Raw genomic sequence first — 25,531 nt, 5'->3', positions numbered from 1 at the left:
ATGCTGGTCAAATCAGGCCGCACCCGACGGCAACAAGTGCAACGTCTACAGGAGAAGGTATGTCAGCGATCGATTCAATTTCCACCGACGGCGGCGTCTGGATCAATCCGCCGCCGGTACATCATCTTGAGCAGGGTGAATTACGCTTTGAGACGGCGTTTAACAGCGATTTCTGGCAGCGCACCTGGTACGGTTTTGCCCGGCACAGCGGACACGCTTATGGATTCTGGATCGATGAGGACTTTACGGTACAGGTGCAGGTCAGGGCGGATTTCAGCCAGCTGTACGATCAGGCCGGGCTGTTTATTCAGGATGATGAGACGCACTGGGTTAAGGCGGGCATTGAATTTAATGATGACCAGCCGGCGTTAGGCTGCGTGGTTACGCGCGAGAGATCAGACTGGTCAACCGGCCTGTTTCCCGGCGATCCGCGCAGCTTCTGGCTGCGGGCTACGCTGGTTAATGAGGCGCTGCGCATTCAGTACTCAACCGACGGCGAGCAGTGGCCGCTGTTACGCCTCTGTCCGTGGCCCGGCCGTGGGCGGCGCTTTGTCGGGGTGATGGGCTGCTCACCCGAACGTGCCGGGCTGGCGATTCGCATCGCACACTTCACGCTCAGCCCGCCACTCGGCAAAGAGCTGCACGATTTGTCCTGAACATCTGCCATAAACGGCGCCTGGCCGTGAAAGGTGATCGATTGGCTGAGATCACCTGCCACCGCTGAGTATTGCTGTCCGACGGCGCGCGCCGGGCCTGTTCCGGCACCGATCGCAGCGTCTGCTGAGGCACCGGCGCTGGCAGGGATCGACGGTAACAGCGACCTTGCCGCACCGTCTGCCTGAAACTCAGCTCACCGGCGTCGGACGGTGTGCAGGAGTCTGCTTCTTAGCACTTTTTCAGGCGGTGACGGCACGGTTGCGCGCCACGATCGCCGCATGCGTCAGCTCTCCGGCTGACATGAACTCGTTGATCAGCGCATCGCGGTTGTGCGGTGCGCGGTCGCGGTCGGCCGCCTGTAGCGCGCTAATCAGCGCGGGCTGGGACAGTTCAGTGCAGTAGGCGGGCGTACCCGGCTGCTGACGCCATGAGTCGCTCAGCGAACCCGCGTCAACCGCATCAAAACCGGTCACGTTGACCAGCGTCATTGCCACGGCTTTCGCCTGCGCATCGTCACCGGCAACCGGTATCGCCAGGCGATCGGGCTGACCCGCCGGCTGGCCTTTTTCGGCCAGCGTCGCCGCCAGTACCGCATTCCACGCTTTAATCACCGGACGGTGCAGCTGTTCGCTGGCCCACTGGCTTTCTGTCTGCCCCTGCTGCAGTGCCGCAATATCGCCGTCGCGGAACGGATAGTAGTTGCTGGTATCAATGATGATGGCGTCCGCAGGTGCAGCGTTTAACAGGCTGGCCAGCGCCGGGTGCTTATCGAAAGGTATCGCCAGGATGATCACTTCGGCGTCCTGAACGGCGTCTTCGCGGGTTACCGCCGTGGCACCCACTTCTCTGGCCAGCGTCTGAATCGAGTCAGGACCACGTGAGTTTGCCAGTCGGATGGTGTGACCGGCGGCGGCCAGTTTGCGTGCCAGGGTTGCGCCGATATTGCCTGCGCCAATGATGCTGATATTCATCTGTTTCCTCTTTGTCGATGGGCGTTATTGTTGCGCCGGATGGGCGAAGTCGAGCAGGGTGTCGCGTAGCGCGGCCAGCTCCTGATCCGACAGGTTGCAGGCGGATTTAATGCTGTCGGTAATCGTCCACAAGGTTTGCTGCAGGGCGGCACCCTGCGCGGTCAGCGTGATCAACACCCGTCGTTCATCATTACGGTCGCGGGTGCGGACAATCCGCCCGGCCGCTTCCAGCCGCTTGAGAACCGGCGTAATGGTGCCGGTATCCATGCCCAGCCGGTTCCCCAGATCGCCGACGCTGCGTGGCGTCTCGCTGAACAGCTCCAGCATTACCAGATATTGCGGGAAGGTCAGGCCCAGCGGATCCAGAAAAGGTTTGTGCATCCGGTTCATCCGGCTGGCGGCGCCATACAGGGCGAACGACAGTTGTTTGCCGATGTCGGCACGTGACTCGCAACTCATGATTTACCTTGTGTTTGATTATCTAGTGCAACAGATAAAAGTGTAGGACAAGCGACGCCGCGATTAAAGCGCTGTCAGCAGGTAATTTGTGCGGTTTCGCCTTTGCGGGAACGGGCAGGGATTTTCGCCCCCGGCTGGCGGGCTCCGGGGGCGATGGCGGGGCTGTCAGGCGGCCATGCGGCGGCACGCTTCAGCGCAGTGATGGCAGGCCTTAGCGCACTGCTGGCAGTGATCGTGCTGGTGCTGACCGCACTCGTCGCCGCACTGCTGACACAGGTCGGCGCACAGCTGGCAAAGCGGGCGGGCTGATTCGCTCTGCAGCGCCATAAACTGCGCTGCCAGCCGACAGAGACTGGCACACTGCATGTCCAGCCGGATACAGTTGCGCATCATCTCAAGGTTCTCTTCCTGCAGGCAGGATGCCGCACAGTGATCGCAGGCTGTGGCACACAGATAACAGGCCTCAATGCACTTTTTAAATTCGTCGTTCATGTTGCCTCCTTATGTGGGTTTGCCTGTTTAAGCCTGGAAAAGAACGCTGATTATGCAAACAGCGAATAAGTTAATCATCTTTTCCGCACTTCGCTTATTCCAGCGCGCGGGCAGCATTCTGAGCCGGTGTGCGCTGACCGGCATTGCATATCTGCCCGTTATAGTCTTAATTATTAAGCCTCAATCAGCGGTGCCTTATTGCCCGTGGAAGACGACCGACGCCTTAACAGGGAACGCTATGCATCGCACCATCGGCCCGATACGACACCTGATCAGTCCGCTACTGACGGTGGGCCTCGCTCTCGGATGGGCAGACCAGGCCGCTGCTGATACCGTCTGGCTGAACAATGGCGACCGGCTGATCGGCACGGTGCGCTACCTGAGCGATGGCAAACTGGCGATAGAAACTGCCTATGCCGGAACGGTCACCCTCGACTGGAACGTGGTCAGTACCCTGGCGAGCGAAAATCCGGTCAATGTCGAAAACAAGAAAACCGGCGAGCGCTATCAGGTCCGGCTCTCCGCCTCCGATCCCGGCTATATCTGGGTGGAGCGCAATGAGCGTGAAGAGAAGATCTCGGTAAAGCGTATCGACGAGTTTATGAAAGCCAAAGTCCGCACCGATCAGCTGTCGTGGACCGGCAACATCGACGCCGGCATGAAGGTCAAAAAAGCCTCGACCAAAACCGACGATTACAATTTCTCCCTCAATACCAAACTGGCGCAGGGCAAATGGCGTCACGATATCGGCGCGACCTATAACCGCGAGCAGGAGAATGAAGACGTCAATACCGACAACTACAGCCTGCGTTATGCTTTTGATTACCTGTTCCGGGAGCAATTTTTCTGGCAAACCCGCGCTACCTACAAACGCGACTGGGTCGAAGATCTGTCGCGTCAGGCGCTGATAGGCACCGGACCGGGCTACCAGCTGTGGGATACCGAACTCAGTTCCTTCTCGGTATCGATACTGGGCGGGGCGTTTGGTTATGGCTACAGCGACGGGCGGGAAGAGAAACACTTTGGTGCCTCGGTACGCTGGAGCTATCAGCGTTATCTGTTGGGCAAATCGGTCACGCTCTACAGCAACGGTGACGTTGGCCATTCGCTGGATGACGATGGTGTCTTTACCCTGGATGCCGAAGTCGGCCTGCGTTACACCCTGACCTCGTGGTCAACCCTGCATCTCGGCTATCACCGCAACCTGGTGAACGGCACGCCGGATACCCTCAACGAAGGGACTTTCTCAACCGGCCTGGGCGTGAAGTGGTAAGGCATCGGGCAGGGGAGATTGCAGCAAAGTTTTACCGTTTTTCTTACGATCCCGGCACGGCTTTGACTAAGCTGCTGATACCGACAAAGGGAGAGTGCAGAAGATGATCGTAAGCAGCAGGGGCTATCGTCCGGGATGTGCGGGCGAAGAGGTGGATGTCGAGAAAATCAGTGAGGTGATTAAGCAGCCGGATGCGTTTATCTGGCTTGGCCTGTGGCAGCCCGATCCGGCGTTCATGGAGAAAATCAAAGAGGAGTTCGGGCTGCACGAACTGGCAGTCGAGGATGCTCTCTATGCCCATCAGCGGCCCAAGATTGAGCATTACGGCGAATCGCTGTTTATTGTGGTTAAGACGGTGCGGGCAAAAGATGACAGCTGCGAACTCGGCGAAACCCATTTCTTTGTCGGGAAAAATTTCCTGATCAGCATCCGTCACGGCGCGTCAGAAAGCTATTCACCGGTGCGTGAGCGGGCAGCAGAAAACCCGGCGCTGCTTAAGCTCGGACCGGGTTATCCGCTCTATTGCCTGCTCGACTTTATTGTCGATCGCTATGCGGAACTCTCGACCTCACTGAATGAACGGGTCGGCCAGATGGAGAACGATCTGTTCAAAAGCGAATTTGATCGTCAGTCGGTGCAGGCGGTCTACACTCTGCGCCGTCATCTGCTGACGCTGCGCAATGCCGCGCTGCCGCTGGAGGAGATCTGTAATCAGCTGATTCACCTGCATGAAGATCTGATCCCGCGCCCGCTGCGGGCCTATATCCGTGACGTGCAGGATCACGCCCGTCATGTGGTGACCGACGCCGAGGATATGCGCGAGATGCTGACCAGCGCCATGCAGGTCAATCTGGCGCTGGTGACGGTACAGCAGAATGAGGTGGTGAAAAAGCTGGCGGGCTGGGGGGCGATACTGGTGATCCCGACCGTGATATTCAGCATGTACGGCATGAACTTCGAACATATGCCCGAGCTTAAGTCGCTGTATGGCTATCCGCTGGCGGTCGGCATAACCCTGCTGGCCTGCGGCGGACTGTGGGCGAAATTACGCCGTTCAGGCTGGCTGTAACGTTGCGGACAATTACCCGGTAGTTTATTTACGCGCTGCGCTTAGCCTTATTTAAGCGCAGCGACAACCACGGCGAATAATAACTATTTTTTCAGTAAGGCCAGATTATTCTGCAGTGGAAATAAGCCTGGCCTGGTCCTGTTTCTATATCCGGCGCACGGCTTAACTGGCCGCTTTTTTATTTGTTCGCTACGCTGATAATACAATCGTATAACACCGCCGCCCTGGCGAAATAGAGTTTGCACTGCTGATTTGCAGCGCTGATATGCGGCGACGCATTTACATCCGGAGAAATTCAGATGACAGAACGGATTAACCCTCCGCGCTTATTAACGTCTGACGCTCATCCACCGCGTCCTGTGCGGGGCGCTAAGGGTAAGCCCGATCGTGACTGACGCCGACTGGGTTTTAATCATAGCCCGGACGCAGTTCGCGCTAACCATGGGCATGCACATTACCCTCGCGGCGCTGACGCTGGGGCTGGCCCCTTTTCTGGTGTGGTTTGAAGCGCGCTGGCTGTGGGGCAAACAGCAGGCCGCCCGCGATGCGCTGCACTTCTGGCTGACAATCTTTTCCCTGACGGTGGCAATCGGCGCGGTCTCTGGCGTGGTGATGGAGTTTCAGTTCGGCACTCACTGGGCGCGCTTTTCACATCAGGTCGGCGGCGTTATCGGGCCGTTGATGTTTTATGAGGTGCTGATCGCCTTTTTTCTCGAATCGGCGCTGACCGGCGTAATGCTGTTTGGCTTCAATAAAATTCGTCCGGCGGTGCATTTCGCGGTGACCTGTCTGGTGGCGGCCGGGGCGTTTCTTAGCGCCTTCTGGATTCTGGCCGCTAATTCGTGGATGCATACGCCGGTCGGTTTCAGCCGTGATGAGAACGGCGTGTTTCTGGCCGAAAGCTGGCGATCGATCTTACTATCCCCCTCCTTTCCGTGGCGCTTCAGCCATATGGTGATGGCATCACTGATTGCCGTGGCGGTGCTGGTGATGGGCGTGGCGGCCTGGCGGCTGCGCCATTTTAAAGCTGAGGCTGCTTCACGCCTGATGCTCAACAGTGCGCTGACCTTTCTGCTGTTTGCCGTGCCGCTGCAGATCGTTCTGGGCGATCTGCACGGTGAAAATACCCGCGACTATCAGCCAGCCAAACTGGCGGCCATCGAAGGCGGCTGGCATCCGCCGGCACCCGGCGAGGGCGAACCGCTGCGGCTGTTTGCGCTGCCGGATCAGCAGGCGCAGCGCAACCATCTGGAGATCAGCCAGCCCAATCTCGGCTCGCTCTATCTGCGGCACAATCTTACCGGCCACATCAAAAGTCTCAGCGAATTTCCCGCCGATGCGATCCCGCCGGTGCTGCCGGTCTTTTTCGCCTTTCGCCTGATGGTGGGCTTAGGCGGGGTGATCCTGCTGACCACGCTAGTAGCCAATGTGCAGCGCTGGCGCGGGCGATTACCGGTCTCAGCGCGCTTGCTGCGCTGGCTGACCTGGCTCTCGCCAGCCGGCTTTGTCGCGCTGCTGTCAGGCTGGGTCGTAACCGAAGTCGGGCGTCAGCCGTGGACGGTCTATGGCATGGTGCGCACCGCACAGAGCGTGTCGCCGCTGGCGCTCAGCACCACGCTCGGTATTTTCCTCGCGGTACTGCTGATCTACGGGCTGGTGTTCGCCCTCGGCTTACACTATCTGCTGCGCCGGATTAAGGGTGAACTGCCGTCGGGAAAACCGGTGGTTATTCAGCTGAAAACGCCCAATTAGGAGTCCGCCATGGCCGATCTTTCTGCGCTGATCATCTGTCTTTCGCTGCTGCTCTATCTGCTGCTGGATGGCACCGACCTCGGCGTGGGGATGCTGTTTTTCTGGTTTCACGACGACCAGCAGCGTGAACTGATGACCCACAGCATTTTGCCGGTGTGGGATGCCAATGAAACCTGGCTGGTGCTGGCCGCGGGCGGCTTGCTGGCGCTGTTTCCGCCGGTCTACAGCCTGCTGCTCAGCGAGCTGAGCGCGCCGCTGTTCGCCATGTTACTGGCGCTGGTGGTGCGGGCGATGGCGCTAGAGTATCGCGCCCAGAGCAGCACCCGCTTACGTCACTGGCTGGACCGCATTATGGCCAGCAGTTCGGCGCTGGCGACCTTTATTCAGGGCTGGTGCGCCGGAATGATCATCAGCGCCCAGCCGCACACCGGCCTGCCCGATGGACTGAGCATGGTTCCGCTGATCAGCGGCGTGGGCTTAATGGCGATTAATTCGCTGCTGGCCTGCTGCTGGATCGGCTGGCGGATTGGCGACAAGGTGCAGCCGCTGGCCGAAGCACAGAGCTGGCTGTGGTGGCTGCTGGCGCTGCTGGTGTTTCTGATCGAACTCTATCTTAACGCCGACCTCTGGCAGCAAAGCTGGCAGCGCCCGCTGGGGAAAGTGGCCGGTGCGGCGATCGTCATCCTGTGGATCGCCTTGCCGCTGGCGCTGTGGCGCGCCCGGCCGCTGGTGCAGCTTCTGGTGACGCTGATGCTGATCGGCGCAGTGTTTATCGGCCTGCTGTGTGGTCTTTATCCGTGGTTAGTGCCGCACCAATTTACCCTCAGTGAGAGCGCGTCATCACCGGTCACCCAGGGGTTTGTGCTGGTGGGCGCGGCCATCGCCATGCCGCTGACGCTGCTTTATCACAGCTGGTCGTTCTGGATTGAACGACGCGGTAAATAAACCGACGCCCGCTATGCTTTAGGCAGGATGCAGTTTGGCGGGTGGTACTGACAGGAGGCGAGGCAACGGTGAAAAAAGAGCAAATCAGCAGTCGGGATTACCCGATAAAAGAAGATGTCCGCTGGATACGCCGTGAATGGCTGATTCAGCGCGTCGGCGAGTATCTCCTGATCCTTCTGGTGATTCTCGGCGCGTGCGGGCTGTTTTCAAAAGGGGTGCTGAGTAACGGCAGCGCCGTGTCGCCGGATGGCGCGATTCGGGTGGAGTATGAGCGTTTTGGCCGGGTCCAGAGCAATATGGACATGACGATCCGCATCAAATCACCGACGGCGGAGCGGTTCAGCGTCACCCTCGGTCACGGGGCGCTGGATAATCTGCAAATTCAGACGCTGCAGCCGCAGCCGCTGGAGGCGATTACCCTCGGCAGCGATCTGCGGCTGACCTTCTCGTCGCGCGATACCGGCCCGGATCACGCCATCTGGCTCGGCCTGCAGCCACGCAGTCCAGGCCGCATTGCCGTCAGCGTCAGCAGCGGCGAGCATCCGCCGGCCCGTTTCACCCAATGGATTTATCCCTGACAGGAGCGCTTTATGGAAACGGTATTACGTGCGGCGGGTATCTATCTGGTGCTGATGGTGGTGATCAAAATCGCCGGCAGACGCACGCTGTTGCAGATGACCTCGTTTGATTTAATCCTGCTGCTGATCATCAGTGAAGCGACCCAGCAGGCGCTGCTGGGCGACGACTTTTCGGTTACCGGTGCCGCCCTGACCATCATTACGCTGGTGACCATCGATATCGTGCTGGGAAAACTGAAAAACCGTTTCCCGGTGGTCGAGCAGGCGATTGATGGCGGTCCGGTGATCCTGGTTGAGAATGGCAATTTACTGACTGAACGGATGAAAATGACCGGCATCAGCCCTGATGATGTGCTGGAAGCGGCGCGATCGAGTCAGGGACTGGAACGGTTTGACCAGATTAAATATGCGGTGCTGGAGGTAAACGGCCACATTTCAATTATTCCGCTGCCGCAAAAATAATTGGCAGCGCGCTGTCAGGCCCTGCAGGCGTTGCGGTCCGGCGTCTGCAGGTGATTTTTCCTGTTCGGTCAGCGCGTTAGCGTATACCTGCCCGGCGAGCGTCACGCTTCGCTTATTCTGCCGTTCCCCTTGTGATTTTGCGGATTTAGTTCAGACTCAGCTCTCCACTCACGTTTTTATAACCAGAGCTGGCCTGACTCCCAATCAGCGTTATGCTTTCACGGTCAGGTTCAAAGTGAATAAATTTAACAGTTTTACCTTCTATCCGGTCACCGGCTGGCACATCGGGCCGCTTACCGGTCATCAGGCGCTGGTGCTGCAGTTTGGTTACCACGATCCCAAAGCCCCGTTCACCAAACGCCAGCAGGAGTCTCTCTATTTCGGCATGACCCTGGAGATGGCGAAAAAGCTGGTGGTTAATCTGTCAGAACACATTGATTATGCTGAGCAACACGCAACAGAGTCCTGATTCGGACGGTGGCTGCAGGCGATTAAGTGTGACTCCCTATTTCCCCGCTCCAGCGGATGGCGCATAAACCCGCAGTGCCTGCGCAATCAGGCGAAAATGCGCTGGCGTCTGCCCGATAATCTCGCCGTCCGCATTGATGTAATGAGGACGACGCGTCTCAATGATCAATTCAGTGGTGCTGAACGCCCGCACGTTACGCCAGCGCCCGTGGGTGCCGCGTCGCAGCGCAGGCAGCAGGGCGATCAGCTGCCAGCTTCGCTGCAACTCCAGACTGTAAACATCCAGCAGGCCGTCATCCGGAGTCGCGCGCTGTTCCACCGTCATACCACCACCATAAAACCGACCATTGCCGACCGAAACCTGCACGGTTTTGACTGGCGTCCGCTCACCCTGATGGATCAGCGTGGCGCTGAACGGGCGACTCTGGCGTAACAGCCGCAGGGCGGCCAGCGCATAGCCGCCGATACCCCAGCGTTTTTTCGATTCCGCCGTCAGATTCCGTGCCAGTTCCGCTGAAAAGCCGATGCTGCAGACGTTGAGGAACAGGTGCTGATTCACTTCGCCGAGATCGACCGGGCGCAGGTTACCGTCAGCAATAACCTTCACCGCCTGCTCCAGACTGGCACCGATGCCCAGGGTGCGGGCAAAATCGTTGGCGGTACCGAGCGGTAAAATACCGAGCGGCAGACCGGTCTGCATCAGGCCGGGCGCGGCAGCATTGAGCGTACCGTCGCCGCCTCCGACGATGACCGCATCAACGCGATCGGCGTAAGCGTTAATCAGCTCAGGGTAGCTGCGCGCATCCTCGTCGGGCGGCTGCAGCAGGGCGATGCCGCTATCGGTAAGCAGCGTTCTCGCCCGGCTGGCGTCGGTCCGCCCTTTACGCGAGCGCTGATTGATCAGTAGCAGGGCGGTATTAAGCGGTGCAGGCATACCTGTGGTCTCTCCTGGTGGTGACGGAGCGGCAAGTACAGCACTGGCACCACCGGCTCACAACCGGCCTTGCGCTACTTTACGCAGCGCGACAGGCATACCGACAGATAATAAAGATCGTCTACACTGCTAATGTTCAGGTCCACACGCAGGAGGAACAATGACGGAACACGAATTCAGAACGTTGTTAGCCGAACAGGGTTTTGATGAACCGGTACTGGTCGAGCGCGCAGCCGCCACCCAGCTCGATAATCATGTCCATCCCTTTGAGGCGCTAGCCCTGATTCTCAGTGGCGACATCACCATCAGCACCGAGCAGAGTGACATCACCTATCACCCCGGAGAGACGTTCCATCTTCAATCCAACGAACTGCACCGTGAGGCGTTTGGCCCGCAGGGCGTGCGTTATCTGGCGGGGCGCAAATACGATTAAGGCCCGATCTGAGACTTTATGACCTCTTCTGACGATCTTTTTACCCGTCTGGCACAGTCGCCGTTTCGCCAGCGTTTCCGGCTGGGACGGGCAGAATATGACTACGCCAGCAGCAAAGGCGAAGCGGTACTGCGCCAGCATGCGGCGGAGTTTATTGCCCAGCGGCTGGCCCCGGCCCGGCCGGCCAATGACGGCAAACAGACGCCGATGCGCGGGCATCCGGTGTTTATCGCCCAGCATGCGACCGCCATCTGTTGCCGCGGCTGCCTGAGTAAATGGCACCACATTGCGCCGGACCAGCCGCTGAACGCCGGGCAGCAGGCGTATCTGGTGGCGGTGTTGTTGCAGTGGATTGACCAGCAGATGCAGCGACCGGCACCGCCTGCCCGACCGCAAAAAGCGAAGGCAAAACCGGATGACGATCCGCAGCTGGCGTTATGGTGAGGGCGTGAATATCGGGCGGATAGCGATTTTTCTGGCGCAAACTGGCCCTTTTTCATTCCTGGTTTATTCTTAAATCTTTCCTGGCCGCGCTATGCCAGGATTAAGACCTGACACGGCAACTATTCAATACAGAGGGAATTATGAAGAAAACAATTATTGCACTGTCTGCTATTTTACTGGCTTCGCCAGTCTTTGCCGCGACCACCACAGACAACACCGTTGCAGAAGCGCATAAAGGCGCGGATACCGCGAAAGAAAAACTGCATCAGACGCAGCATCAGGGCGAAGAGTTAAAGCTCAAGTCTCAGCATGCGGCTGAAGGCAAAAGCGATGCCACCAGCAGCAAAGTGACTGAAGGCGCGCAGAAAGGCTGGAACAAGACCAAAGAAGGCACCGAGAAAGGCTGGGATAAAACCAAGCAGGGTGCTGAAGATCTGAAAAACAAAGCGACTAACTAAGCCGCCTGTTGCCAGATTAAACAGTCTGTCAGATTAAAAAAGAAACCCACCGTCAGGTGGGTTTTTTTATTTACTTTTTGCTGGCGCTGGCCGTTTTCTCCGCCTCGGCGGCGGCTAATGCCGAGACTTTGATTTCGGCTTCAGCTGCCGCATCCGCAGCCGCAGCGGCGGCTTCAGCCGCGGCTTCGGCTGCGGTGTCTGACTGTTTCTTGCCTTCCTCGATCACCTCTTCATCAATCTCTTCGATGTTTTCGCGGTTATCGCGGCCTGACAGCAGATTCCAGCAGGCGATAAACAGCGCGGCAATCACCGGACCGATCACAAAGCCATTAATGCCGTAGATTTCCATACCGCCCAGCGTGGCGATCAGGATCAGGTAGTCAGGCATTTTGGTATCTTTGCCGACCAGCAGCGGACGCAGAATGTTATCCACCAGGCCCACAATCACCACAAAGAAGCCCACCAGGAACAGACCTTTCCACAGCGCGCCGGTGGCAAAGAAGAATACCGCTGCCGGCACCCAGATGATGGCGGAACCGACCGCCGGTATCAGTGACAGGAACGCCATCAGCGCACCCCACAGCAGGCTGCCGTCAATGCCGGTAAACCAGAACGCCAGACCGCCGAGTATCCCCTGAACCACCCCGACCACCACGGTGCCTTTCACCGTGGCACGCGCGACCGCAGCAAATTTCACCAGCAGGTGATGCTTAACGTAGGTCGACAGCGGCAACGCTTCCAGGATCAGATGCACCAGGTAAGAGCCATCTTTCAGCAGGAAAAACAGCAGATAGAGCATCACGCCAAAGCCCACGGTAAAGCTAAAGGTGCCTTTACCGATGATGAAGGCGCTGCCTGCTACGTACTGGCCTCCCTTCAGGGCGAATGAGGAGAGTTTCTCCTGAATCTGCGTGGCGTTATCCAGATTATTTTCGGCGAGGAAATGTTTCGCCCAGCGCGGCAAATGCTGCAACAGGTCAGCAAACACCACCGGGAACTGCGCCGAGTTTGTCTGGAGCTTGTGGTAAACCGCGTTAGTTTCGACCACCAGCGAGGAGGCGATTATCGCCAGCGGCGTGAAGACGATCAGGCAGATACAGAGCAGGGTCAGCAACGCCGCCAGACCATTGCGCTCGCCCATTCGGGTCCGCAGGTAGGTTTTTAGCGGATGGAAAATCACCGCCAGAATCGCCGCCCATAAAATCGGCGAAAAATAGGGTGACAGCACCTCAAAAAAGGCGAGGGTAGCAATCGCCAGAATCAGAATGAAAAAACCGATGTTCAATCCTTTAAAACGCATGGAAAAACCTCATGGTAAACGTCCCCTGATAATCCTGATTGCCGCGTGTGCTGCGCGTAGCCTCGTTCAGACGAGCGCTATCGGGCAGCTTTCGCGTCAGGATTTTACTCTGTTAAGGGTGCCAGCTACAGCACCATTCTGACTAACAAATTGAAAGATAAGGCGCAAATACTTAACCCGCCGATGCCGCTCGCAGCCTGACCTGGGCTGCAGGCAGGGCCTGGCTTTGTTGCGGCGCGCTAAATCCTACCTTAGCGTAGCGGTTTCGCCCATTATTGGTAGCAAACAGATTCACGATCGCTGGCTGCGCTGCCGATATATCTCTGAGCGCAATGAAACGATGGCGGTGAATAATGAACAGAATAGTGATGTCAGGCGTGCTGGTGATGCTGTTAAGCGGCTGCGCCACCAAACAGTATCCGCAGGCGTCCGCGGTAACGCCTGAAGAGACGGCGGTGCTGGATTGCAGACTGCTGGATCAGGAGATCGTCAAAGCCCACAGCGTGCAGAGTGAGATTGATCAAACCGGCCGCTTCGATGCGCTGACCGTGATGGGCTTCATCGGGGATTTTGGTATCGGTAACGGCATTGCGAAGCTCAACGCCAGCCATAAGGCGGATTCGCGACTGCAGCAGTTGCAGTCGCTGAAAGCGGCGAAGTGCAGCCAGCGCGTGGCCTGAGCCGCTGGCTGCCTGACCGGGGTTAACCGCGCGTGCGCTGGCTGAGATGCTGCATCCTGACATTTTCAGCCGCGCGTTTACCGGCGAGAAAGGCGTGGTCAGAGTTGTAATACTCCCACTCGCTGTATCGGCCGGATAAGTGAATATCCTGCGTCAGCAGCCACTGCCGGATCAGCGCCACGTTACGGCTGCGTGCATGGTCATACACCACATAGGCGTAGGGCATATCAACCTGCGACGCGCACAGCAGCCGATCGTCATCGCGAATCATCCCGACCCGGATGCAGTCCTGACGGCAGCGCTCAATCAGCGCCTCGCCCTCCAGCGGCAGCGGGTTAGCGGCATTGTAGGTGATCTCGCAGGTTAAGCCGAAACCGCCGGGCGGATTACAGTGCGGACTGGCATTGCCCTGCACGAAGATGCGATGAAACAGGGTATCGCCGGGATAGTAAATCCAGTGTTTATCCGTCAGCCCGGCGCGACCGATCCCCAGATTGACGCAGCGGACTGAGACAAACTGCAGCTGCGCCGCCGCCTGCTGCACCGTATCCGGTACCTCATCACCCATCAGTTTAATCAGCTCCGGCAGCGGCATAGTGCTGATCAGCTGTTGATAGCGATAGTGGCGTCCGTCGGCCAGCAGCGCGACGTGCGCCTGCGGATGAAGCCGGATTAAGCGCGCCCCGGTCTCGAGCTGGCACTTCAGATGTGGCAGAAAACCGGACATCAATGCCTGGAAGCCGCCCCGCAGCGGATAGCCAAAGCGGGCATTCGGACCAACCGGTTTCGCCAGCGGCTGTAGCGCGCCATCAATAATCTGCGCCAGATCCGGTAACGGCACCCGTCCGCCCAGCCACGAGGTTTCCATATCGGTCAGCGGCACTTTCCACAGCTTCTGGTTGTAGGGCAGGGCGAAGTGTCGTGCGATGCCTTTGCCCCAGGTGCGCAGGATAAAGTGATGGAAATCTTCCTGATCCTGCACCTCGCCAACGCCGTTGCCCTCATCAGGCAGCGCACCGTCGGCGCAGCAGTCACGCCGCTGACGTGCCCGTTCCAGCGGTACGGCTACGGGCGCGCTTTCGCCATAACGTGCTTCAATCGCCCCCAGCACGCACTCCTTCACCACCTCAACCGGCAGACCATGCAGCGCAGACTGGAACGGATAGCGGGTAAAGACGCCGTCGGTATAGACCCAGGCTTCACGCGCCTGCCAGTGCAGGTTGTCGCCCAGCAGCATCTGATACAGCTGCAGGACGTAAGAGTCCTGCGAAAACATAATGTGGCCGGCGTAATCGAAGGTGAATCCCTGATCCTCAACCGACCGGCACCAGCCGCCAAGTGTGGCATTTTTTTCCAGCAGCACCGCGCCTTCACCGTAGTGATAACCGGCGCTCAGGCCGGTCGGCCCGGCACCGATAATCAGGCACTCCACCGCGGCACTCTCCAGCATCGCCGGGGTTAACGCGCTGACGTTAGCCTGCTGCGGTTCGGTCAGCGGCGGGCTGGCCGTTGTCAGTGTCTGTTTGCGTGTCAGCGCCTGCTGGATCAGCGCGTGTACCTGTTCCACCGTGCTGTCCCACGAGGTGGCAGCGACTTTTGCCTGCATGTTTCCCGCCAGCGCCAGCCGGTCGGCCGCGCTGAGGGCGATTGCCCGTTCACAGGCGGCGATAAACTGCTGATGATCACCGGCGACGGCGACCTCATCGGCATAGTGGCGGGCGACGTCGGTAATGGCGGTACTGACAATCGGCAGTTGCGCCGCCATATACTCCAGCACTTTGGTCGGCGAAATGTAGCGGGTTGAGGCGTTGAGCGCGAACGGCATCAGGCAGACATCCCAGCCCGCGAGGAACTGCGGCAGCGCCTGATAAGGCTGCTGGCCGAGCCAGTGAATATTGACACGCTGCGGCAGGCTGGCCGGATCTATTTTCACCACCGGGCCGACCATAATAATCTGCCAGTCGGGATGACTGTCAGCCAGCGCGGCGATCAGCGGCAGATCGATGCGCTCATCCAGCACGCCATAGTAGCCAAGACGCCGGGCGGGAATCGAATCCTGCAACGGATGGCGGTTGCTGCGATCGCGCGCCTGCTCAAAATGGACGGCATCCACGCTGCTCGGGAAGCAGTACACCTGCGGATGTTTATCACGTTTGGCTTCATACAGGCTGGAGCCGCCGGTAAACACCAGATCGGCGCGGGTCATCAGTGCTGACTCGCGCTGCTGAAGCTGGCGCGGAGCATTGTGAAAGGCGGAAAGCTCATCCATGCAGTCGTAAATTACCAGCGCCGGATTAAACGGCGTCAGCAACGGCAGCGCCATCGGCGTATAAAACCACACCAGCGGTTGTTGATCTTCGTCCATCAGCGGAGCCAGCAGCAGTTGCAGCGGGGCGATCTGGCTGTCGTGAAACCCGGCAGCCTGAATATCGGTATGCGGCTGGATCACCGTAATATTGGCGGCCGGCTGACTCTGATGCAGTCCTGGCGGCTCGGCCTGCCAGACCGGCTCTTCGACAAACAGCACCCGATAGTGCTGCGCCAGGCGCGTCAGTAACTGCTGCGGACGCTGAAAAACAAAGCCCCAACGTAAATGGCTGAAAACAATGAGTACTGGTGGGTTGTTCATAGCGGACTCCTGACAATGCCGTTGTGATAGTTGGATGTGTTGCAAAGATTGCTGCGCCTGGCGCAAAGCGTCAGCGTAAGGGTGCTGTAACTGACGGGCGTAAGGATCGGGTCCCAGCCAATCGAGATCCCACAGGCCGCTGCGGGTCCAGAAGGTGGGTTGCTCCCATAAAGGCCGATCAAGGATGGGATAGAGGCAGATGCCGAGCAGGTCGACGCCTGCCAGCAGCGCCTGCGCGACCTGGGCGCCAATCTGGCCGATCCAGGCACCGCGTCCGCTGCCGACGTGGCTGGTTTCCGCCAGCAGCAGCGGGCGCTGATAGCGCTGATACACCTGCCGGAGCAGCTGATGTAACGGCGCTCGACGGGGATCGCCAAGGTGCCAATAGAGGCGCTGATTCGATCCCTGCTCCCACTGATTATCGTGGTAGTAATTCACGCCGATCAGGTCGAGATAACGTTCTGCGCCTCCGAGTTCGGGATGCAGCCTGCCGCTCAGCATGTCCCACGCCTGATACTGGGTTTCACGCATCAGCGCGGCGGTCTGAACGCTGTCGGGATCGGCCGGATCGGGCACGATATGGATCAGCGGATCGCAATGCAGCAGACGCGCCCGCGGATCGGCCTGCCAGATCGCATCGCAGGCCGCCAGCGTGGCCCGCACCAGCTGCTGTTTAGCGGCATCGGCGCAATCCGGTTGTGGGCAACTGGCGCAGGCAAATACGCCAACCGAGATACCCCAGCTGAGAAAAGAGATTTCATTCATCGGCGAATAGACCGGTGCGCTGTGATACCAGGGAGCCAGAAAGCGCGCCAGCGCGCCGCAAAAGGCGGCGAAACGGCTGACAAAGTCGTGGTCAAACAGGCTCAGGTCGTCGGGCCAGCCGTAATGGCAGAAGGTCCAGCTTAGCTGGATGCCCTGTTGTTGGGCCGCCTGCATCCGGGCGGCGACGGTTGAAAAGTCATAGCGGCCATCCCGTTCGCACAGTCGCCAGCCGACGCTTTCGCGCACGGTTCGGATAGCGAACGGTGCCAGCGCGGCATAATCCTCTGCCGCACGCGCCTGATGCTGGTTCAGGTCGTTCATCGACAGCGCGACGCCCGCAGGATTGATGTGATCGGCACCTTCATAGCCGGCCTGCCAGAAACTGGTAAAGGGGGTCATGGCATCTCCCGTAAAACAGCAACACTTATCCCGCTGACAAGCCGTAGCAGAACGGGTCAGGTGAGGGGGGCAGTATGTAAAACAGACTGGCCGGTGTGGCCACTCTGCACTGGCGGGCGCTCCTTGCCAGAATCAGCCGTCGCAGCGTTGCAGGCAGCAGGGCCTGACGCATTGACGACGAGTGAGGGATAGCGGGTAACAACACGCAGCGCTATCGGCGGGAAAACTGCTGGCTTCTCGTAGTGTTACTGAGGGTTATGGAAGCCTTACTGGAAAGTATAGGTAAGGCGAGGTTCTTCGCAATGTATTGATGTAAAAAGAAAAAGCACAGCGGCAGAATATAGCCATTATAAATCAGGAAAATTTAAGCTTTGAAATTTAGCGTAAGACGATAAGCGAAACGTCACCGGTAACGGGCGATTTTAAGCTTTGTGAACCTTTTCCATGAGATGCAAAGCGGGCAGACTCAGCGGCCGGGGAAGGTGCTGCTTCGCTTGCCTTTTCATCTTCCACCAGCAAGATTAATTTATCACTGGCCTCGATCGGCAGGCGGTTAACCGACCGGCCACGGCATCGCGGCTCCTTTTGACTGACAGGATGTTTCACAGCTTATGTTCTCATTCGACTGGCACCGTTTCTTACTCAACGATCAACCCGCCACTTTTCTGTTTGAGGTGGTAGCGCGGGTGCTGATCGCTTATCTGGTGGTGTTCACCTTTTTGAAAGTCTCGGGTCGCCGCGGAGTGCGTCAGCTGTCGCTGTTCGAACTGGTGGTCATTCTGACGCTCGGGTCCGCCTCAGGTGATGTCACTTTCTATGACGATGTGCCGGTGTTGCCGGTGATCATGGTGTTTGTGGTGTTGCTGACGCTCTACCGGCTGACCACCATGCTGACTGCGCGCAGCCCGCGCTTTTCACGTCTGATTCAGGGCGATGTGATTACGCTGATCAAACAGGGGCTGTACGTGCTGGAGAGTCTCGATCATCTGAACATTTCGGAAGATGAGTTCTACATGGAGTTGCGACAGAGTGGGGTAGAGCATCTGGGGCAGATCCGGCTGGCGCTGGTGGAAGTAGATGGTCAGCTGAGCATCTACTTTTACAACGACGATGAGATGCGTGCCGGTTTAAGCGTATTACCGCCCGAACACCGCCAGGATTTCGATACCGTGCCGCACAGCGGACTCTATGCCTGTACCCACTGCGGCCAGACGCAGCAGATCGCCGGTCAGCAGCAAGCGGTCTGCCCGCGTTGCCAGCGCCAGCGCTGGTCGGTTGCGCTGCAAACCCGCCGCCTGCACTGACGACGGGCGTCAGGTCAGGTCAGGGCTGCGGGTGAATTGGAGTAATAACCCGTTGTGCGATCTGACCGGGATTGCATACGCCGGACAATTTTCTGAAATTCCGGGCATAGCAGGTGATCGCTGGCAGGACAGTGCGCGACGTGTCTCAAACCATCACGGACCTTTTTCAACTGACGAATCGTGTTATCGATCTCGTCGGCTTTAGCGATGAGCAAGAGTCGATCCAGCGAGAGTTTACCCTGTGCATCAAACAGACTGGCAATCTCATCCAGAGTAAAACCGGCGCTGCGGCCCAGTGTGATCAGCGCCAGTTTTTCAAGCACGCTGGCGCAGTATTGCCGACGTAATCCTTTGCGGCCAATCGATTTGATCAGCCCCTTCTTTTCATAAAAACGCAGCGCTGAAGGCGCAAGCCCGCTGCGATCGGCGACATCAGCAATATCGAGTTCTTTTATCATTGACTTAAACCTCACTTCACGTTGCATCCTCTGAATCAGCATACCATCTGATTATCACAGGAGAATTCACGTGACTGAGATACTGCTTACCGGGCTGCTGGCGACCCTGATTATGGATGGCTGGAGCCTGGCCCGACGCTACCTGTTCGCGGTACCTTCCCTTAATTACGCCCTCGTTGGCCGCTGGATACTGTGGATGAGTAAAGGACGTTACTTTCACCACACCATTCACGATACGCCTGCAGTCAAAGGCGAAACCTTTACAGGATGGGCCGTCCACTACCTCACAGGAATGGCCTTTGCCTTTATTCCACTGTTATGGCGAGGCCAGCAGTGGCCAGAACATCCCGATCTATTAAGCGCAGTGATAAGCGGTCTTCTTAGCCTGATGGCTCCCTTTTTCATCATGCAACCCGCCCTCGGGTGGGGGATTGCCGCATCGAAGACGCCCGTGCCTGGCAAAGCCAGGCTGAATAGCGCTGTGACTCATCTGGTTTATGGGCTGGGACTTTATTTAGCCGCTGTCGGGCTACAGCCACTGATCTGAACCGCAGCGAAACAGGTGCTGAGGGTACGTTTTTGCTGGATCTACTGTGGTTGAACGGCGGTTAAACCGGTCGCGAGGTGTTTCCGGTTACCACATAACTTTGCCTGCCACTGACAGAAAATCAAACAGATTCGGGCAGCATAGCGACCTCCATCCCTCTGCAGGAGTCACCGATGCGCATCAGGCTGGCCAGTGCGTTACTGTTTTTGCTGTTATCGTTTGGCGCGTTTTCACAGCAGCTGATGAGCGAGAGTCATCCTCACTCACACAGCGCACGGTTACTGGAGCAGGGGAGCCTGGCGGATACCGCCGATACCCCGGATGAACATCTGCAGGAGCGGCCGGAGCGGCGGGTCAGCCTGCAATGCAAGCCGTGGCGGATGTAGCGTCCGGCGCAACCGGCGGAGAAAGCAGCCGGTGCGCCGAGGCGTACAGGTTACAGTGTGGCCTGAGTAGCCGTCATGCCGGGCACCAGAATCACTTTGCGGCACTCTTCCTGTCGCTTCTCAAAAATCTCATAACCCCGGGCGGCGTCTTCCAGCGGCAGATGATGGGTAACAATCTCTTCCGGCTTAAGGTGACCCTGTTCGATCAGTTTAAGCAGGTCCGGCAGGTAGGCGTGAACGTGGGTCTGGCCCATCTTAAAGGTCAGTCCTTTATCAAACGCATCGCCGAACAGGAAGCCGTGAATAAAGCCAGCGTAGACACCCGGCACGCTGACGATCCCGCCACGACGCACCGCCGCAATACACTGACGCAGCGCCTTACCGCTGCTGCCTTCCAGCTTGAGATTGCTGAGCACGGTTTCCGTCAGGCTGCCTTTGGCCTCAAACCCGACCGCATCAATCACCGCATCAACGCCACGGTGGCCTTCGCTGTGCTCGATGATCCAGCCGGCCGGGTCGTTGATTTGATCGAAGTTGATCGGAATCACCCCGTAGCGATCGCAGGCAAAGTTCAGGCGATAGTCGTTATGGTCGATCATGTAGATCTGTTCGGCACCTTCCAGGCGGGCACAGGCGGCGCTGAGTAATCCCACCGGACCGGCACCAAAAATCGCCACGCTGGAGCCCGGTTTAACTTCGGCATTTTTAACCGCCTGCCACGCGGTAGGCAGGATATCGGAGAGGAACAGCACTTTCTCATCCGACAACAGTGAAGGCACTTTGAACGGGCCGGTATTGGCTTTCGGCACCCGGACATATTCCGCCTGTCCGCCCGGCACGCCGCCATACAGTTTGCTGAAACCAAACAGCGCTGCGGGCGGGGTGATGTTTTTACGATTGAGAATGGCGCCCCGACCGCTGTTGGTGGTTTCGCAGGCAGCGTACTGATGCAGATGGCAGAAGAAACAGTCGCCACAGGCGATAACAAACGGGATCACCACCCGATCGCCTTTGGCGACGGCCGTGACGGCGCTGCCTGTTTCCACCACTTCACCCATAAACTCATGACCGAAAATATCGCCATGGCCGGTACCGGGGATCTTGCCGCGATAGAGGTGCAGGTCGGAGCCACAAATGGCGGTGGCGGTGACGCGCAAAATGATGTCATCGGCGGCTTCAAGTCCCGGATCGGGCACGTTATCAACGCTGACTTTATGCGGACCGTGATAGGTTAATGCTTTCATCTGTTGCACTCCTGCGGATTAGTGGACTGTGGCCATGTGCTGGCACGCGGCGACAAAGCGGAGAGATTCAGGAAACCTGAAACCGAAACCTGCCTGAAGTGTAGCCAGCCTGCAGGCAGTAAGCAGAGCGGCAGGGTCAGATGAAACGGTCCAGCCTGGTTGATAAGGTGACAGATTGCGCCGCGAGATGGCCGATCAGTCCGGGATGATGCGCTGCCAGCCGGGCAGGGCGGCAAATGCCCGTCGGTAAGCAGTGTCGATTTGGGCCGGCACCTGTTCAATGTAGCGACGCGCATGTTCACGCGTGTCACCCTCCAGCCGCTGCAGGTATGCCACTGCCTCATCAAGGGCAGGAATACGGCCTTCTACGCCCGCCATGCAGGCGGGTAATGCGGTCCAGATCAGGCCTTCAATGCCTCTGGCACGCGCCCAGTCCGCCAGCGGTCCCGCCGACGTGTCGGTGACCGTCAGAATGCCCAGCCCATCCTCCCGGCTGTCCGGAATGCCTTCCCGCTCACGCAGCGCGCGACAGGCGGTCTCCAGTGAGGCGGTATTCAGCCAGGCCCACAACACCGGTACCGGTGTGGCATTGAGGCAGATGGCCGTTGCCAGTTCACCGCCTTCACTGATGCGGACAAATTCAATCGGCACCCGCGGGCCATCACAATGCCAGGGGCTGGCCACCGGCAACGCACCCGATTTCCAAATCAGCGATCCCCATCCAAGGCAGGCAATTTTCATTCTGTTCTCCTGTGTCGTGTGTCAGCCGATGCCTCAAGCATAGCCAAAGCGTAGCCCGGCAGGCTCACTCATCGCGCCGCCCGGCGACGTCAGTGCGGTAAAAGCGGCGTAAAAGTGGCATTATCGGGCAGTGACGTGGCGCACAACCTGACGGTTTTTTCAGCGATTTATGCGCATTAATCCGCATAGCTTGAACTTTTATCGTCAGGTAGTGTAAAAAGAGGCGCACGCAATCGATTACCTGTGCGTCAGCGGGTCAGGAAGCCATCCTGGCAAACAAGCTGACGCAGTGATGTCTGGCCCGGAGCGGACGCGGCAAGCTGGCGCTTTCTGCTCTGGCAGTCAGATGACTGGCGGCTTTTAAACGGGAAGGGCAGATGAAAACCACGCAAACAGGCACGCTGGGCGCGCTTGAAAGTGACGTCGATACGGCATGGCGTAAAACCGATACCCTATGGATGCTGGGCTTATACGGCACCGCGATTGGTACCGGCGTACTGTTTCTGCCGATTAATGCCGGCGTGGGTGGACTGATCCCGCTGATCATTATGGCGATACTGGCTTTTCCGCTGACCTTCTTTGCGCACCGCGCCCTGACGCGCTTTGTGCTCTCCGGAAAAAATCCGGCGGGCGACATCACCGACGTGGTCGAAGAGCATTTTGGCACCGGCGCCGGTAAGCTGATTACGCTGCTCTACTTCTTTGCCATCTACCCGATTCTGCTGATGTACAGCGTTGCCATTACCAACACGGTTGAGAGCCTGATGGTCAATCAGCTGGGACTGGTGCCGCCACCGCGCATCCTGCTGTCGCTGTTGCTGATTGTCGGCCTGATGATGATTGTGCGTTTTGGTGAGCAGATGATCGTCAAAGCGATGAGCGTGCTGGTTTATCCTTTTGTGGCGGTATTGATGCTGATGGCCTGCTATCTGATCCCGCACTGGCACGGCGCCGCGCTGACCACGCTGAACAGCGCTGCGCCTGGCGGCAACGGTTTATTGATGACGCTGTGGCTGGCGATCCCGGTGATGGTCTTCTCCTTCAATCACTCGCCGATCATCTCGTCGTTTGCCGTGGCGAAGCGTGAAGAGTATGGCGAGGCGGCAGAAAAAAAGTGTTCCCGCATTCTGGCCTGTGCCCATCTGCTGATGGTGGTGACGGTGATGTTTTTTGTCTTCAGCTGCGTGCTGAGCCTGTCGTCCGCCGACCTGCACGCGGCCAAGGCGCAGAACATCACCATTCTTTCCTATCTGGCTAACCACTTTCAGGTGCCGGTCATCGCCTGGCTTGGCCCGATAATTGCGATTGTGGCGATCACCAAATCGTTCCTCGGGCACTATCTTGGCGCGCGTGAAGGCTTTAACGGCATGGTAAATAAGGCGCTGCGCAGCCGCGGCAAACAGATCGCGCCCGCCCGGCTGAACCGCCTGACCTCACTGTTTATGTTGCTGACTACCTGGCTGGTGGCGACCCTCGATCCCAATATTCTCGGGATGATTGAGACGCTCGGTGGCCCGGTGATTGCGATGATCCTGTTCCTGATGCCGATGTACGCGATTCAGAAAGTCCCGGCGATGCGTCAGTACAGTGGCAAAATCAGTAACCTGTTTGTGGTGCTGACCGGCCTGATCGCCATCTCTGCCATCTTCTACTCACTGGCGCACTGAGCGGTTTAACCGGGTAGCCGCGGCGCAATCCGGTTGAGGTGGGCCAGCAGTTCGCCCGCCTGCTGTTCAGCGTACACCGCAATGTTGTGCTGGCGTAACAGGGCGGCGGCGACACCCGCACCGGGTTGACGCTGGCCGCTGAAGCTGCCGTCGTATATGGCCTGACTGCCACAGGTCGGGCTGCCATCGCTGAGCAGGGCAAAGCGGCATCCTTGCTGCTGCGCGGTCTCGAGTGCCAGCCACGCGGCGAGCAGATAAGTCTGCGTCATATCCCGTCCGTCTGATTCCACTACCCTGGCCCGTCCCGCCAGCACATCGGCACCGCTGCCGCCGACAATCTCAGCCGGCAGGCGCGGAGTGGGTAAACCGGCAGCAAGCTCAGGGCAGTGCAGCACCAGCCGCTGCTCGCGCTGCCACTGCGTCAGCGCGGCCAGCACCTGCTTTTTGTCACTGCCGTTGTAGCGCACCCGAAAGCCCATCAGGCAGGCGCTAATCAATATCTTCTCACCGCGCTTCTGCATGCTCAGCGGCCTCCGGGCTGACGTATCTATTCAGCAATGGTTTACTTTTGTTACTTATTAGCATGTTAGAGTTAACGCGAATAATTATTATTCCTTAACCGGGTGCTGAAAAATGAAAACCAGGCTGCTTGCTGCCACCACAATTTTGTTGTCAACCGCCTGCGCGGCCACTACGTATCCGGTCACGGTGACCGATCTTGATGGGCAAACCATTACGCTGCAAAAAGAGCCGCAGCATGTGATTTTGCAGGATGGACGCGACATTCTGGCGCTGGCCTTGCTGGACCGACAAAATCCGTTCCAGCGGGTGGTGGCGTGGAATAATCTGCCCAAAAAGCAGGATACCCAGACCTGGGATCTGCTGAAGCAGCGCTGGCCGCAGGCTTCTTCCATCGTTGACATGGGCTTTAACGATCAGGGGCAGGTTGATCTGGAGAGCGTGCTGGCGAAACAGCCCGATCTGATGATTGCTCAGCTGCGTGCTAAACCGGCGCTGACCCAATCGGGCGTGCTGGCAACGTTAAAAAATCTGCATATTCCGGTGCTGTTCCTCGACGATGAGCTGCAGCCGAAGCAGAACACGGTGCCGGGCATCACCCTGCTCGGTAAAGTGCTGAACCGCGAAGCCGAGGCCAAAGCCTATACCGATTTTTATCAGCAGCGCTGGCAGCGGATTCAGCAGGGCGTGGCGCAGGTGCAGCACAAGCCGACGGTGTTTATCGAGCCGATAGCCGGTAACAGCGATAACTGTTGCTTCACTCACGGTCATAACGGCTGGGGTGCACTGGTGGAAGCGGTGGGCGGCAAAAATATCGGCTCAGCGCTGCTGCCAGGCAGTTCCGGTTTCGTCTCACTGGAAAAAATCATCGCCATGAAGCCGGATGTCTACATCATGACCGGCTCAAAACGGCCCAACAGCAACGTACTGCCGTTTGGTTACGCGGCCAGCCAGCCAGAGATTAATGCCACCTTCAGCCGGTTGCTGTCCCGTACCGGGCTGGCGCAGATCGCCCCGGTGAAACAACAGCGGGTTTACGGTGTGTATCATCATTTTTATAACCATCCGTATAACATTATTGGCATGGAGATCCTGGCGAAAGATCTCTATCCGCAGACCTTCAGCGATCTCGATCCGACCGCGGATTATCATCATATCGTGAGCCACTTTACCCGCTTACCCGACGCGCCGATCGTGCTGAGTACTCCCTGACGCTGCACGCTGCAGGGCACCGGTGAGTGCCCTGCTTATCAGTGGGCCTGAACCGGTCAGCATTGCGATCTATTTCCACCATCCTCTCTGCCAGACGTTTGTCCTTATTCCTGACTTTTTCGCCTGCCGAAAGATTAATTTAAGAAGTGGCGAGGAAAATAAATAATATTCTGTAAAACAGGATTTATCATCACGATAAAAATAGCCAGACAATGCTATGTTTGACGGGCAGCACTGGTGATGTGGTGTTGCGTGCTCAGGTTATTGCTTGATTTTATTAAGGGT

General features: G+C 58.0%; 28 protein-coding genes. 17 read left to right on the top strand and 11 right to left on the bottom strand.

Going from position 1 to position 25,531, the window contains the following annotated elements:
• Positions 1–59 precede the first annotated feature (59 nt).
• Positions 60–656, top strand: a complete 597-nt coding sequence (locus ABIB18_RS03035; RefSeq protein WP_316552072.1) for a DUF1349 domain-containing protein — start codon at positions 60–62, stop codon at positions 654–656.
• On the opposite strand, the gene ABIB18_RS03030 is transcribed toward ABIB18_RS03035, so the two are convergent.
• The 4 genes from ABIB18_RS03030 to ABIB18_RS03015 form a co-directional block, all read right to left on the bottom strand.
• Positions 616–831 (bottom strand): nitroreductase family protein, encoded by a 216-nt coding sequence (locus ABIB18_RS03030; RefSeq protein WP_353933830.1) that lies wholly within the window; start codon positions 829–831, stop codon positions 616–618. The genes ABIB18_RS03035 and ABIB18_RS03030 overlap by 41 nt on opposite strands.
• Before the next feature lie 65 nt (positions 832–896).
• Positions 897–1,628 (bottom strand): NADPH-dependent F420 reductase, encoded by a 732-nt coding sequence (locus ABIB18_RS03025; RefSeq protein ID WP_502922704.1) that lies wholly within the window; start codon positions 1,626–1,628, stop codon positions 897–899.
• A gap of 24 nt (positions 1,629–1,652) precedes the next feature.
• Positions 1,653–2,087: a MarR family winged helix-turn-helix transcriptional regulator gene (locus ABIB18_RS03020; protein WP_031377298.1), complete on the bottom strand. Its 435-nt coding sequence runs from the start codon at positions 2,085–2,087 to the stop codon at positions 1,653–1,655.
• A 165-nt stretch (positions 2,088–2,252) separates the two neighbouring features.
• Positions 2,253–2,579: a four-helix bundle copper-binding protein gene (locus ABIB18_RS03015; RefSeq protein ID WP_354473615.1), complete on the bottom strand. Its 327-nt coding sequence runs from the start codon at positions 2,577–2,579 to the stop codon at positions 2,253–2,255.
• A 238-nt stretch (positions 2,580–2,817) separates the two neighbouring features.
• Here ABIB18_RS03015 and ABIB18_RS03010 point away from each other — a divergent pair, with 238 nt between their 5' ends.
• The 7 genes from ABIB18_RS03010 (at position 2,818) to ABIB18_RS02980 (ending at position 9,127) form a co-directional block, all read left to right on the top strand.
• Positions 2,818–3,852 carry a DUF481 domain-containing protein gene (locus tag ABIB18_RS03010; RefSeq protein WP_354473614.1) on the top strand — a complete coding sequence of 345 codons (1,035 nt, stop codon included), beginning with the start codon at positions 2,818–2,820 and terminating at the stop codon, positions 3,850–3,852.
• Between the two features lie 103 nt (positions 3,853–3,955).
• Positions 3,956–4,921 carry a magnesium and cobalt transport protein CorA gene (locus tag ABIB18_RS03005; RefSeq protein ID WP_354473613.1) on the top strand — a complete coding sequence of 322 codons (966 nt, stop codon included), beginning with the start codon at positions 3,956–3,958 and terminating at the stop codon, positions 4,919–4,921.
• Between the two features lie 387 nt (positions 4,922–5,308).
• Positions 5,309–6,673, top strand: coding sequence for a cytochrome ubiquinol oxidase subunit I (locus tag ABIB18_RS03000; protein WP_354473612.1), 1,365 nt, complete (start codon positions 5,309–5,311; stop codon positions 6,671–6,673).
• Between the two features lie 9 nt (positions 6,674–6,682).
• On the top strand, positions 6,683–7,618 hold the full coding sequence (locus ABIB18_RS02995) for a cytochrome d ubiquinol oxidase subunit II (protein WP_046288467.1): 936 nt from the start codon (positions 6,683–6,685) through the stop codon (positions 7,616–7,618).
• A 68-nt stretch (positions 7,619–7,686) separates the two neighbouring features.
• The gene (locus ABIB18_RS02990) at positions 7,687–8,196 is read left to right on the top strand and encodes a hypothetical protein (protein WP_031377291.1); all 510 of its coding nucleotides are present in this window, start codon (positions 7,687–7,689) and stop codon (positions 8,194–8,196) included.
• Positions 8,197–8,208: 12 nt separating this feature from the next.
• Positions 8,209–8,658 (top strand): DUF421 domain-containing protein, encoded by a 450-nt coding sequence (locus ABIB18_RS02985; protein WP_046288466.1) that lies wholly within the window; start codon positions 8,209–8,211, stop codon positions 8,656–8,658.
• Positions 8,659–8,893: 235 nt separating this feature from the next.
• Complete coding sequence (locus tag ABIB18_RS02980) at positions 8,894–9,127, top strand: hypothetical protein (RefSeq protein ID WP_031377290.1); 234 nt, start codon at positions 8,894–8,896, stop codon at positions 9,125–9,127.
• 36 nt (positions 9,128–9,163) lie between these two features.
• Here the strand turns inward: ABIB18_RS02980 and ABIB18_RS02975 are convergent, their stop codons facing one another.
• Complete coding sequence (locus ABIB18_RS02975) at positions 9,164–10,060, bottom strand: lipid kinase (RefSeq protein WP_031377289.1); 897 nt, start codon at positions 10,058–10,060, stop codon at positions 9,164–9,166.
• A 160-nt stretch (positions 10,061–10,220) separates the two neighbouring features.
• On the opposite strand from ABIB18_RS02975, the gene ABIB18_RS02970 reads away from it, so the two are divergent.
• The 3 genes from ABIB18_RS02970 (at position 10,221) to ABIB18_RS02960 (ending at position 11,395) form a co-directional block, all read left to right on the top strand.
• Positions 10,221–10,493: a cupin domain-containing protein gene (locus ABIB18_RS02970; RefSeq protein ID WP_031377288.1), complete on the top strand. Its 273-nt coding sequence runs from the start codon at positions 10,221–10,223 to the stop codon at positions 10,491–10,493.
• Between the two features lie 18 nt (positions 10,494–10,511).
• Complete coding sequence (locus ABIB18_RS02965; protein WP_031377287.1) at positions 10,512–10,937, top strand: DUF4186 domain-containing protein; 426 nt, start codon at positions 10,512–10,514, stop codon at positions 10,935–10,937.
• A 140-nt stretch (positions 10,938–11,077) separates the two neighbouring features.
• Positions 11,078–11,395, top strand: coding sequence for a KPN_00521 family repetitive protein (locus tag ABIB18_RS02960; RefSeq protein ID WP_031377286.1), 318 nt, complete (start codon positions 11,078–11,080; stop codon positions 11,393–11,395).
• Between the two features lie 70 nt (positions 11,396–11,465).
• Here the strand turns inward: ABIB18_RS02960 and ABIB18_RS02955 are convergent, their stop codons facing one another.
• Positions 11,466–12,695, bottom strand: coding sequence for an AI-2E family transporter (locus tag ABIB18_RS02955; protein WP_031377285.1), 1,230 nt, complete (start codon positions 12,693–12,695; stop codon positions 11,466–11,468).
• Between the two features lie 353 nt (positions 12,696–13,048).
• On the opposite strand from ABIB18_RS02955, the gene ABIB18_RS02950 reads away from it, so the two are divergent.
• Positions 13,049–13,375, top strand: coding sequence for a hypothetical protein (locus tag ABIB18_RS02950; protein ID WP_069728005.1), 327 nt, complete (start codon positions 13,049–13,051; stop codon positions 13,373–13,375).
• 22 nt (positions 13,376–13,397) lie between these two features.
• Here the strand turns inward: ABIB18_RS02950 and ABIB18_RS02945 are convergent, their stop codons facing one another.
• Positions 13,398–17,168: an FAD-dependent oxidoreductase gene (locus ABIB18_RS02945; RefSeq protein ID WP_354473611.1), complete on the bottom strand. Its 3,771-nt coding sequence runs from the start codon at positions 17,166–17,168 to the stop codon at positions 13,398–13,400.
• A gap of 611 nt (positions 17,169–17,779) precedes the next feature.
• On the opposite strand from ABIB18_RS02945, the gene ABIB18_RS02940 reads away from it, so the two are divergent.
• Positions 17,780–18,472 carry a DUF421 domain-containing protein gene (locus ABIB18_RS02940; RefSeq protein ID WP_031377734.1) on the top strand — a complete coding sequence of 231 codons (693 nt, stop codon included), beginning with the start codon at positions 17,780–17,782 and terminating at the stop codon, positions 18,470–18,472.
• Positions 18,473–18,486: 14 nt separating this feature from the next.
• On the opposite strand, the gene ABIB18_RS02935 is transcribed toward ABIB18_RS02940, so the two are convergent.
• Positions 18,487–18,927, bottom strand: coding sequence for a helix-turn-helix domain-containing protein (locus ABIB18_RS02935; protein WP_354473680.1), 441 nt, complete (start codon positions 18,925–18,927; stop codon positions 18,487–18,489).
• A gap of 73 nt (positions 18,928–19,000) precedes the next feature.
• On the opposite strand from ABIB18_RS02935, the gene ABIB18_RS02930 reads away from it, so the two are divergent.
• A complete protein-coding gene (locus ABIB18_RS02930; RefSeq protein ID WP_031377736.1) occupies positions 19,001–19,477 on the top strand; it encodes a DUF2938 domain-containing protein in 477 nt (158 codons plus the stop codon).
• A 173-nt stretch (positions 19,478–19,650) separates the two neighbouring features.
• Positions 19,651–19,863, top strand: coding sequence for a hypothetical protein (locus ABIB18_RS02925; protein ID WP_031377737.1), 213 nt, complete (start codon positions 19,651–19,653; stop codon positions 19,861–19,863).
• Between the two features lie 50 nt (positions 19,864–19,913).
• On the opposite strand, the gene ABIB18_RS02920 is transcribed toward ABIB18_RS02925, so the two are convergent.
• Both ABIB18_RS02920 and ABIB18_RS02915 read right to left on the bottom strand, forming a co-directional pair.
• Positions 19,914–21,107: a zinc-dependent alcohol dehydrogenase gene (locus tag ABIB18_RS02920; RefSeq protein ID WP_354473610.1), complete on the bottom strand. Its 1,194-nt coding sequence runs from the start codon at positions 21,105–21,107 to the stop codon at positions 19,914–19,916.
• 195 nt (positions 21,108–21,302) lie between these two features.
• Positions 21,303–21,848 (bottom strand): hypothetical protein, encoded by a 546-nt coding sequence (locus ABIB18_RS02915; protein WP_031377739.1) that lies wholly within the window; start codon positions 21,846–21,848, stop codon positions 21,303–21,305.
• 377 nt (positions 21,849–22,225) lie between these two features.
• Between ABIB18_RS02915 and ABIB18_RS02910 the strand changes: the two genes are divergently transcribed.
• Entirely contained in the window at positions 22,226–23,515 is a 1,290-nt protein-coding gene (locus ABIB18_RS02910) for an HAAAP family serine/threonine permease (RefSeq protein ID WP_354473609.1), read from the top strand.
• A gap of 5 nt (positions 23,516–23,520) precedes the next feature.
• Here the strand turns inward: ABIB18_RS02910 and ABIB18_RS02905 are convergent, their stop codons facing one another.
• Positions 23,521–24,036 (bottom strand): 2-thiouracil desulfurase family protein, encoded by a 516-nt coding sequence (locus ABIB18_RS02905; RefSeq protein WP_069728010.1) that lies wholly within the window; start codon positions 24,034–24,036, stop codon positions 23,521–23,523.
• A gap of 112 nt (positions 24,037–24,148) precedes the next feature.
• Between ABIB18_RS02905 and ABIB18_RS02900 the strand changes: the two genes are divergently transcribed.
• Positions 24,149–25,246, top strand: coding sequence for an ABC transporter substrate-binding protein (locus tag ABIB18_RS02900; protein ID WP_069728011.1), 1,098 nt, complete (start codon positions 24,149–24,151; stop codon positions 25,244–25,246).
• Positions 25,247–25,531: the final 285 nt, after the last annotated feature.

It is taken from the genome of Pantoea sp. UYEF8, from assembly GCF_040546285.1.
Lineage (GTDB): Bacteria > Pseudomonadota > Gammaproteobacteria > Enterobacterales > Enterobacteriaceae > Pantoea > Pantoea brenneri.
Note: the sequence above shows the minus strand (reverse complement) of the source record. Positions and strands in the feature narration are given on the sequence as shown.